The 9,315-nt window shown below is 70.9% G+C and carries 13 protein-coding genes; 7 read left to right on the top strand and 6 right to left on the bottom strand.

The annotated features are described in order from the left end of the window. Window positions 1-46: 46 nt before the first annotated feature. The gene (locus Q6969_RS09770) at window positions 47-451 is read right to left on the bottom strand and encodes a hypothetical protein (protein WP_317230266.1); all 405 of its coding nucleotides are present in this window, start codon (window positions 449-451) and stop codon (window positions 47-49) included. 218 nt (window positions 452-669) lie between these two features. Here Q6969_RS09770 and Q6969_RS09765 point away from each other — a divergent pair, with 218 nt between their 5' ends. The 3 genes from Q6969_RS09765 (at window position 670) to Q6969_RS09755 (ending at window position 3,190) form a co-directional block, all read left to right on the top strand. Then, window positions 670-1,122 (top strand): MarR family transcriptional regulator, encoded by a 453-nt coding sequence (locus Q6969_RS09765; RefSeq protein ID WP_317230265.1) that lies wholly within the window; start codon window positions 670-672, stop codon window positions 1,120-1,122. 128 nt (window positions 1,123-1,250) lie between these two features. After that, on the top strand, window positions 1,251-2,717 hold the full coding sequence (locus Q6969_RS09760) for an APC family permease (RefSeq protein ID WP_317230264.1): 1,467 nt from the start codon (window positions 1,251-1,253) through the stop codon (window positions 2,715-2,717). A gap of 2 nt (window positions 2,718-2,719) precedes the next feature. Next, window positions 2,720-3,190 (top strand): universal stress protein, encoded by a 471-nt coding sequence (locus Q6969_RS09755; protein WP_317230263.1) that lies wholly within the window; start codon window positions 2,720-2,722, stop codon window positions 3,188-3,190. 89 nt (window positions 3,191-3,279) lie between these two features. Here Q6969_RS09755 and Q6969_RS09750 read toward each other — a convergent pair whose 3' ends face one another. Together Q6969_RS09750 and Q6969_RS09745 are read right to left on the bottom strand one after the other, a co-directional pair. Beyond that, window positions 3,280-3,699 carry a hypothetical protein gene (locus Q6969_RS09750; RefSeq protein ID WP_317230262.1) on the bottom strand — a complete coding sequence of 140 codons (420 nt, stop codon included), beginning with the start codon at window positions 3,697-3,699 and terminating at the stop codon, window positions 3,280-3,282. Window positions 3,700-3,724: 25 nt separating this feature from the next. Beyond that, window positions 3,725-4,564 (bottom strand): hypothetical protein, encoded by an 840-nt coding sequence (locus Q6969_RS09745; RefSeq protein WP_317230261.1) that lies wholly within the window; start codon window positions 4,562-4,564, stop codon window positions 3,725-3,727. A 339-nt stretch (window positions 4,565-4,903) separates the two neighbouring features. Between Q6969_RS09745 and Q6969_RS09740 the strand changes: the two genes are divergently transcribed. Genes Q6969_RS09740 through Q6969_RS09730 form a run of 3 tightly spaced genes read left to right on the top strand, consistent with a single transcriptional unit; the run spans window position 4,904 to window position 6,936 of the window. Further along, window positions 4,904-5,596, top strand: a complete 693-nt coding sequence (locus Q6969_RS09740; RefSeq protein ID WP_317230260.1) for a histidine phosphatase family protein — start codon at window positions 4,904-4,906, stop codon at window positions 5,594-5,596. A 24-nt stretch (window positions 5,597-5,620) separates the two neighbouring features. Further along, the gene (locus tag Q6969_RS09735) at window positions 5,621-6,169 is read left to right on the top strand and encodes a DUF3090 domain-containing protein (RefSeq protein WP_317230259.1); all 549 of its coding nucleotides are present in this window, start codon (window positions 5,621-5,623) and stop codon (window positions 6,167-6,169) included. Next, window positions 6,169-6,936 (top strand): SCO1664 family protein, encoded by a 768-nt coding sequence (locus Q6969_RS09730; RefSeq protein WP_317230258.1) that lies wholly within the window; start codon window positions 6,169-6,171, stop codon window positions 6,934-6,936. The genes Q6969_RS09735 and Q6969_RS09730 overlap by 1 nt, the downstream gene beginning before the upstream one ends. 11 nt (window positions 6,937-6,947) lie before the next feature. On the opposite strand, the gene Q6969_RS09725 is transcribed toward Q6969_RS09730, so the two are convergent. From Q6969_RS09725 to ychF, 3 genes are read right to left on the bottom strand one after another with little or no spacing between them, the layout of a single operon-like run. Continuing rightward, window positions 6,948-7,268: a HigA family addiction module antitoxin gene (locus Q6969_RS09725; RefSeq protein ID WP_317230257.1), complete on the bottom strand. Its 321-nt coding sequence runs from the start codon at window positions 7,266-7,268 to the stop codon at window positions 6,948-6,950. Continuing rightward, window positions 7,243-7,524 (bottom strand): type II toxin-antitoxin system RelE/ParE family toxin, encoded by a 282-nt coding sequence (locus Q6969_RS09720; protein ID WP_317230256.1) that lies wholly within the window; start codon window positions 7,522-7,524, stop codon window positions 7,243-7,245. The genes Q6969_RS09725 and Q6969_RS09720 overlap by 26 nt, the downstream gene beginning before the upstream one ends. 56 nt (window positions 7,525-7,580) lie before the next feature. Then, window positions 7,581-8,654 carry a redox-regulated ATPase YchF gene (gene ychF, locus Q6969_RS09715; RefSeq protein ID WP_317230255.1) on the bottom strand — a complete coding sequence of 358 codons (1,074 nt, stop codon included), beginning with the start codon at window positions 8,652-8,654 and terminating at the stop codon, window positions 7,581-7,583. 99 nt (window positions 8,655-8,753) lie between these two features. Between ychF and Q6969_RS09710 the strand changes: the two genes are divergently transcribed. Continuing rightward, window positions 8,754-9,315: 3'-5' exonuclease (locus Q6969_RS09710; protein ID WP_317230254.1), on the top strand; the 562-nt coding region annotated here is incomplete at its 3' end.

Here is a 9,315-nt window from a genome sequence, read left to right as displayed (position 1 = left end):
GGACCGGCAGGGCGCGGACCGGCAGGGCGCGCGGCGGATCCCGCGGTCAGCGCCCGGCCCGCACCACCACGGGCGCGGCGTCCGCGAGGCCGCGACGGAGCTCCACCGACGTCCACGGCACGGGCGCCCCGGCGAAGATCGGCGCGAGGACCTCCCACATGATCCGGCGGTCGGGTCCCACGAAGTAGACGTCGTAGGAGTCGGCACCGAACTCGTTGCCGTCGATGCCTCCGGCCTCCAGCAGCTGCAGCGCGTCGTCCCCCGCCGCCTCGGTCGCCGCGAGGGACTCGAAGGCCTCGTAGGCGGATCCGGCGTCGCCCGCGGCGAAGCGCAGCACGACCCAGTCGTCGGGCGCGTCCGGGCGGGTCCAGGGCCGGGCGGCCGCGACGACGGCCATGGTGAGCCCGGTGATGATGCCCGTGAGGAGGAGGGCGCGGATCCGGGGCGTCACGGGCGCGCCCCCGCGGATCCAGCGACTGCTGCGGCGCTCATGCGACCTCCTCGTCACGGTCGCGCTCCCACGGCGCGCATCCGGTGCCAGCATCGCAGACGGACGGATGTCGTGACGGTTCGCCGTCGCCCATGGCCTCCGGCGCCGTCGGGCGATACGGTCCCTCCAGAGCAGACGGCCCGCGGGGTCGTCGCCACCGGCTCCCGAGGAGGCGCGCCATGACGGATCCGCACGTGCTCGGACGGCTCATCGTCGGCATGAGCGACGTCTTCGACGTCATGGACGCCGCCACGATCGATGCCTGGGACGGGCTGACGGGACTGCAGATCCAGCTCCTCCGCGTGGTCGCCACCGACATGCGGGTGGACCGCGGGTCCCTGGCGGTCTGGACCCGGACGTCGCGCGCCGCACTCGTCCCGAGCCTCGCCGCGCTCCTCCACCGCGGCGTCCTCGCCGAGGAGACGGACGGGATCGGGCCCCGCCTCGTCGTCGCCCCCGCCGGGCGTCAGCTCCTCGCCGCGGTGCTCGTGGCACGCGCGGGCTGGTTGCGCGAGGCCGCCTCGGCCGTCGGGCCCGTCGCCGACGAGGAGGAGCTGCGACGCACGGCCGAGCTCATGGAGCAGCTCGCGGCGACCACGACGCAGGGCGAGCCGGGTCCGGACGCGAGCTGACGGGCGCCCCGCCGATCGGCGTCCACGACCGGATCCGTGGCGCGCGACCCCGTCGGCGACGCATGCCGCAGCATCGGGGGCCGCAACCGGCCCTTCACCGCAGGGCACCCCGCCCCTAGGGTTGGGTGATGGCGAACCCCATCGAGGCACCCGCACCCCCGCGATCCGAGCTGAAGCGCTCCATCACGGCCAAGCAGCTGTACTTCTACGTGGTCGGGGACGTGCTGGGTTCCGGCATCTACGTGCTCGTCGGCCTCGTCGCCGCCGCCGTGGGCGGCGCGTTCTGGATGGCGTTCCTCGTGGGCGTCTCCATCGCGACCATCACCGGCCTCGCCTACGCGGAGCTCGTCACGAAGTACCCGCAGGCTGCCGGCGCCTCGCTGTACATCAACAAGGCGTTCCGCAGCCCCGTGCTCACGTTCTTCATCACCATCTGCATGCTGAGCGCCAACATGGCCGCGGTCGGGTCGCTCGCCGCCGGCTTCGTGCGGTACCTCAGCGACCTGATCGGGCTGCCCGAGTCCGCCATCTGGGCGTCGACCGGCATCGCCGTCGCGTTCGTGGCGCTCATCACGGTCATCAACCTCATCGGCATCAGCGAGTCGGTCATCGCGAACGTCGTCATGACGTTCATCGAGATCAGCGGCCTCGTCGTGGTCGTCGCCATCGGCGTGATCGCGCTGGTCGAGGGCGTCGGCGACCCGGCCGTGCTCCTCCAGTTCCAGGTCGAGGGCGGCGCCGGATCCGCGGTGCTCGCCGTGCTCGCGGGCGTCTCGCTCGCCTTCTTCGCCATGACGGGCTTCGAGAACGCGGCCAACGTCGCCGAGGAGACCATCGACCCGTCCCGCGCGTTCCCCCGCGCGCTCATCGGCGGCATGATGACCGCCGGCGTCGTCTACGTGCTCGTCTCGATGGCCGCGGCCCTCGCCGTGCCGATCGACGCCCTCGCCGGCAACACCCTCCTCGAGGTGGTGCGCGCCGACCTGTTCTTCATCCCCGCGGCGATCATGCTCGTGGTCTTCGGCCTCATCGCCATGGTCGCCATCAGCAACACGGCGCTCGTCACGGTGGTGGCGCAGTCGCGGATCCTGTTCGGCATGGCCCGCGAGAACGTGGTGCCGGCGGTCTTCGCCAAGGTGCACCCGGCCCGCCGGAGCCCGTACGTCGCGCTGCTGTTCGGCGGCGCGGTCGTGGCGTCGCTGCTGATCATCGGCGCGGCGATCCGCTCCAGCCAGGCCGGCCTCCCCGAGGACGAGCGGCTCGACATCGTCGACCGGCTCGCCACCATCACGGTCGTGTTCCTCCTCTTCATCTACGCGCTCGTGATCGTCGCGTGCCTGAAGCTCCGCGGGAAGGACGAGACGCCGGACACCTACCGAGCGAACACGCCGCTGCTCGTCGTGGGCATCCTCGGCAACGTCGCCGTGCTGATCTACACGCTCGTCGACGACCCCGACGCCCTGTGGTGGGTGGGCGGGCTCCTCGCGCTGGGCCTCGTGCTCTACCTCGCCCAGCGGACGCTCGGCGGCAAGAAGCCGGACCTCGAGGCCGCGGCGGGCGTCGCTGCATCCTCCCCGACGGACCGGGAGGTCTGAGCATGCACGTCATCGTCGCCACCGACGGATCCCGCGCCTCCCTGGAGGCGGCCCGCCAGTTCCAGGTGATCGCGGACTCCCGCGAGATCACCGAGGTCACCGTGCTCGCGGTCGTGAGCCCCTACGCGGCGGCCCCGTTCGCGAACGAGCTCGGCCCGCGCCATGCGCACGGCCAGACGGAGCTGAGCTACCGCCGCGACGCCGAGTCCGCCGTCGAGGTGGTCGCCCACGTCTTCGAGGGCTGGGGCCCCACCATCCACCGCGACGTGCGCAGCGGCTCCCCCGCGACCGAGATCATCCGCGCCGCCGAGGAGCTCTCCGCCGGCCTCATCTCGATGGCCGCGGGCAGCCGCGGCCTCACCGCGACCATCCTGCTGGGCAGCACCGCCAGCCGCGTCCAGCACTCGGCGCCGTGTCCGGTGCTGATCTGCCGGCCGACGGTGCGGGGCAGGTCGGAGCGCGCCGCCGGCTGATCCGGAATGGTGAGGGTCGTCGTTGCTCTCATGCGAGACAGGCTCCCGTCCGACTAGCCATGCGGTGGGCATCGTGAATTGAAGCGGATCTATTGATCGTGCCCGATGAAGTCGGTGAGCCCGTCCGCACGGAGCTCCGTCGAGGTGGGCCCGGTGTCGCCAGCGGCCGTCCCGTTCGCGGAGCGGGACCTCGCGCGGAGCAGGGAATGCTCACGGAGCAGACGACCATGTCGCCACGCGAACGCCAACCTCCGCCAGAAGCCCATGTCCGCCGTCAGTGGATTCCCCACGAGCGTCGCGCCGTCGCCCGCCGCCATCCCGGAGATCGTGCCGACGAAGAGGGCGAGAGGCGCCCACCCGTCTTCAGGAGAATCCCGGACGAGCATCAGGGCACCGGAGCCCACGATGAGCGCCACGGCGATGCTCGGCAGCAGTCGGTGGTGCCGCGGTCGTTCTGGAGCGGAGAGGTACCCGACGCTGAGACCGAAGAGCACCATGAGCAGCGCCATCACGGGAGTCGCGAGACCGAGCAGCTCATCGGCAATGACCGTCCCGGTATCGCATGACGAGCGGAGCGGGTACGACGACGAGGTAGAGACAGGTCCTCGGTCGATCGCTGTCAGCGAGACGCGCCTGGGCATTCATGTAGCCGCCGTAGACACCGCACGCGATCCCCAGGTCCTTGTTTCCCCAGCGGGCGATCCCGCCGCACATCGCGAAGGCGTAGGAGAAATCGATGGCACGGTGCGTCTCGTAGCGATTGAGCTTCGCGCCGTACCCGCCCCACATCCACGACCAGGCCGGGTCTGCAACCACGGGGAAGACCGTGCTCTCGTCCGGCTGGATCACCTGCACGAGGGCGTCGCCACGGATCTCATAGTGGGTCTGAACAGCCCTCCCACGAGCGTCGGTCGCCCACGCAGCCGCTACGGGGACGTAGCCGCCGTCGTCCCCGGCCTCGATGAAGCCGAACGCTCCGCCTGCCTCTGCCGGGGAGTATCCCGCCACGGAGTACGTGTACTCCCGCGCGCTCGAGGCATCGGCCAGCACCGTCTGGATGCGAGTGGAGCCGTCCGAAAGCGTCTGGATCGCGACATGATCACCGTCGTGTCGCCGGTCAGGATAAGTGACCGTGCCGTCCGGCAATGTGACGCCCGAAGCGGTGTCGAACTGCCGGGGAAGCTCGATCCGGGTGCGCAGCTCGACATCTGGAGATGCGTACATGATGGCGAGCGAGCTGCCTCCCGCGGCGGGGAGCGACACGGACAGGGAGCCCACGCTCGCCGTCGCGTCCTCCGCGAACGGCACGATGGCACTCCGCGGTGTCGATGCGTGAGCCAGCAGACCAGCCAGATCATCGGGTGTCTGTGCCACGGCGCTCCCGGGAGCCGAGACTGCCAAGAAGAGCGTGGTCGCCGTCAAGGCACCGGCCGCCCTGTGCATGAGCGAGTTCGAGGCGGAGGATTTTCGGAGCAGTGAGCGCATGGTGGCCCCTTTCAGGTCCGGCGGTCGGACGGAGAAAACATACAATCGTCCTTGTCGCAAGCGTTTGCGCCCTCCACAGCCACAGGAGCTCGAGCTGCGACCGACACGCCGGACCATGGACGCGCCCGTTCGACGGCGATCCGCACGGGACAGAGCAGGCGGAGCCCATGGACGCCGGACACCCTGTGCGTCACCGACCCACCCAGCCCGCCTCGTTAGGCTCGCCGCATGGCGACAGTGATCCTCGTGCGGCACGGACGCACCACAGCGAACGCGACCGGGATCCTGGCGGGGCGCACACCCGGCGTCGACCTCGACGACACCGGACGCGAGCAGGCCGACCGCACCGCCGAACGGCTCGCCGCCGTGCCGCTCGCCGCCGTCGTGTCCAGCCCGCTCCAGCGATGCTGGGAGACGGCGCAGCGGATCCTCGAGCACCAGACGGGGAAGCCGGCCCAGCCGATCGAGCCCGACATCACGGAGTGCGACTACGGGGACTGGCAGGGCCGCTCGCTCGGCGACCTCGCCAAGGAGGACCTCTGGTCGCGCGTGCAGTCGCACCCGTCGTCGGTCGTCTTCCCGGGCGGCGAGTCCATGGCCGGCATGCAGGCGCGCGCGGTCGCGGCGATCCGCCGCCACGACGCGGCCATCGAGGCCGAGCACGGGCCGGGTGCCGTGTGGGTCGCGGTCAGCCACGGCGACGTCATCAAGTCGATCCTCGCCGACGCCCTCGGCACGCACCTCGACCTGTTCCAGCGCATCGACGTGGGTCCCGCGTCCGTCTCGATCGTGCGCTACGGCGCGAGCCGGCCGACCGTCCACGCGACCAACAGCGACGCGGGCAACCTCTCCTGGCTCGCAGGCCCCACGGGCTCCGGCGATGCGCCGGTCGGCGGCGGCGCCGGGCACAGCGCACCGTGATCCGCACGCGCCTAGAGTGGTCACATGCCCACACGCGCCTTGGAGTTCGACTGGCCCGACCGGCTCGTGGTCGGCACCATCGGCCTCCCGGGTGCCCGCACGTTCTACCTGCAGGTGCGTGCGAGCCAGCAGCTGGTGAGCATCGCCCTCGAGAAGCAGCAGTCCGCGCTCCTCGCGGAGAAGATCGACGAGATCCTCGACCAGCTCGTGGCCGTCGAGGGGAACCCCTTCAGCGTCCCGACGAACACGCCGCGCGAGCTCGTCGACGAGGACGCGCTCGAGCCCGTCGAGGAGCGCTTCCGCGCCGGCGCGATGAGCCTCGGCTGGGATCCGACGACGGCGCAGGTCGTCATCGAGGCGTACCCGCTCACGGACGGCGACGAGGACGACGACCTCCCCGGCATGCCGTCCGCGGACGACGGCGAGATGCTGGTCGTGCGCCTCCCCGTGGGCGCGGCCCGGGCCTTCGCCCTGCGCACCCGCGAGATCGTGGACGCCGGCCGCCCGACGTGCCCGTTCTGCGGCCAGCCGATGGACCCCGAGGGTCACATCTGCATCGCCCGCGAGGACTGATGCCGGCGAAGGACCTGGTCACCGCCGAGCTGACGCTCACGGGCCGCATCCGCACCGCGTCCAACGCGACCTTCCTCGGCACCATCGGCGACACCGCCGTGGTCTACAAGCCCATCCAGGGCGAGAACCCGCTGTGGGACTTCCCCGACGGCACGCTCGCGCACCGCGAGGTCGCCGCCTACCTCGTCTCCGAGGCCCTGGGCTGGGGCGTCGTGCCCCGCACCTGGCTGCGGGACGGCCCGCTCGGCGCGGGCATGGTGCAGCTCTGGCAGGACGAGGACCCCGACCAGGACGCCGTCGACCTGATCCCCACGGACGAGGTGCCGGAGACCGGCTACCGCACCGTGCTCGGGGGCGAGGACCAGGACGGGAACTCGGTGACCCTGATCCACGAGGACTCCCCCGCGCTCCGCCGCATGGCCGTCTTCGACGTGATCGTCAACAACGCCGACCGCAAGGGCTACCACGTGCTCCCGATGCCGGACGGCCACCGCCACGGCGTCGACCACGGCCTCACCTTCCACCAGGACCACAAGCTCCGCACGGTGCTGTGGGGGTGGATGGGCGAGGCGCTCACCGCCGATGAGCTCGAGGGCGTCGACCGCGTCCGCGCCGGGCTGGACGGCGACCTCGGCCGCGAGCTCGCCGACCTCATCACCCTGGAGGAGCTCGCCGCGCTCGACGCCCGGTGCGTCCGGCTCCGCGCCGACGCCCGCTTCCCGGAGCCCGCGGGACAGCAGTCCGCGGTGCCCTGGCCGCTGTTCTGAGCCGACCGCGATCAGGCGACCCGGAGCGGGACGCTCTCCGCGATCCGGTCCTGCAAGGAACGTCGCTCCAGCCGCAGCTCGTAGTGCGACTGGAAGTTCATCCAGAACTCGTCCGAGGTGCCGAAGTAGCGTGCCAGGCGGACGGCAGTATCGGCGGTGATGCCGCGCTTTCCATGCACGATCTCGTTGATGCGCCGTGGCGGGACGCCGATCGACACGGCGAGCCTGTTCTGCGTGATCCCGAAGCCCTCGATGAGATCCGCCATCAGGATCTCTCCCGGATGGATCGGCGCGATCAGATCGCCCTCAGTGGTGGTCGACGAGTTCGACATCCTCCGCACCTCCCTCTCGCCAGATGAAGCAGATCCGCCACTGGTCGTTCACCCGGATGCTGTGCTGAGCACGGTGGTCGCCTCTCAGCCGTTCGAGACGATCGCCCGGCGGGACGCGCAGATCCTCGACGTCCACCGCCGCGTTCACCGCCTCGAGCTTCCGGAGCGCCGCCCTCAGGATCATCCGATCGATGCCCTCGACGTACTGCTGATCCCAGATGCGCTCGGTGATCCTGCTGCCGAACGATCTGATCACAGGGTGATCGCATGACGCTACGCGTCAATGACGCCAGGCGTCATGCACAGATCCGATCAGTTGTTGAAGCGGAACTCCACGACGTCGCCGTCCTGCATGACGTACTCCTTGCCCTCGATGCGGGCCTTGCCCTTGGAGCGCGCCTCGGCGATGGAGCCGGTCTCGACGAGGTCGTCGTAGGAGATGACCTCGGCCTTGATGAAGCCCTTCTCGAAGTCGGTGTGGATCACACCGGCGGCCTGCGGGGCCTTCCAGCCCTTGCCGATGGTCCAGGCGCGCGTCTCCTTCGGGCCTGCCGTCAGGTAGGTCTGGAGGCCCAGGGTCTCGAAGCCGATGCGGGCGAGCTGGTCGAGGCCGGACTCCTCCTGGCCGGTCGAGGCGAGCATCTCGGCGGCGTCCTCGGGGTCGAGCTCGATGAGCTCCGACTCGATCTTCGCGTCGAGGAACACGGCCTGCGCAGGCGCCACGAGTGCGGCCAGCTCCGCGAGCTTGCCCTTGTCTCCGAGCACCTGCTCGTCGACGTTGAACACGTAGATGAAGGGCTTGGCCGTGAGCAGCCCGAGCTCGCGGACGGGCTCCAGGTCGATCTTCGAGGCCGACAGCGGCTTGCCCGAGTCGAGCCACTCGCGCGCGGCCTTCGCGGTCTCGAGCACGACGGGCTCGATGCGCTTGGTCTTCAGCTCCTTCTCGTAGCGCGGCTCGGCGCGCTCGAGGGTCTGCAGGTCGGCGAGGATCAGCTCGGTGTTGATGGTCTCCATGTCGCTCGCGGCGTCGACGCGGCCGTCGACGTGCACGACGTCCTCGTCCTCGAAGCCGCGGACGACCTGCGCGATGGCGTCGGCCTCGCGGATGTTCGCGAGGAACTGGTTGCCGAGCCCCTCGCCCTCGCTCGCGCCGCGGACGATGCCCGCGATGTCGACGAAGGAGACGGGGGCCGGGAGGATCCGCTCCGAGCCGAAGAGGCCGGCGAGCACCTCGAGGCGCGGGTCCGGCAGGTTCACCACGCCCACGTTCGGCTCGATGGTCGCGAACGGGTAGTTCGCGGCGAGCACCTGGTTCTTGGTCAGGGCGTTGAAGAGCGTCGACTTGCCGACGTTGGGGAGACCGACGATCGCGATAGTGAGAGCCACGGGAGACCATCGTACGGGGCGGGCCGCCTCCTCCCCCGCCCCCGGGCGGCCCGGCTCTCCCGGGATCCGGCGTCGGTCGTGCGTGCGAGCATCGATGCCATGCCGTTGGACTTCACCGCGATCGACTTCGAGACCGCCAACAACTCGTCGGCGAGCGCCTGCTCGGTGGGTCTCGTCAGGGTCCGGGACGGCATCGTCGTCGACACCGCGTCGTGGCTCATCCGCCCGCCGGCCGGGCACGACTCCTTCTCCGTCTGGAACACTCGGATCCACGGCATCGTCGAGGACGACGTGGCGGACGCCCTCGGCTGGGCCGACCAGCTGCCGCGCCTCATGGCGTTCGCGGGCGACGACCACCTCGTCGCGCACAACGCGCGCTTCGACATGGGCGTCATCCAGGGCGCGTGCCGGGCGACCGCGCTCATCCCGCCGCCGTACTCCTACCTGTGCAGCCTCCAGGTCGCCCGCCGCACCTACTCGCTCGAGTCGTACCGGCTGCCGGTCGCGGCCCGGGCGGCGGGCTTCGAGGACTTCGCGCACCACGAGGCGCTGGCCGACGCGCGGGCCTGCGCGGCCATCGTCGTGCACGCGGCCGGACGGCACGGCGCCGCCTCGCTGACGGGCCTCGCCGAGGCGGTCGGCGTCGGGATGGGCCGCATCG

Source organism: Clavibacter sp. MX14-G9D (assembly GCF_032917815.1).
GTDB classification, from domain to species: Bacteria; Actinomycetota; Actinomycetes; order Actinomycetales; family Microbacteriaceae; genus Clavibacter; species Clavibacter michiganensis_K.
The sequence above is the reverse complement of the archived record's forward strand: the minus strand, read 5'-3'. Positions and strand labels throughout refer to the sequence as shown.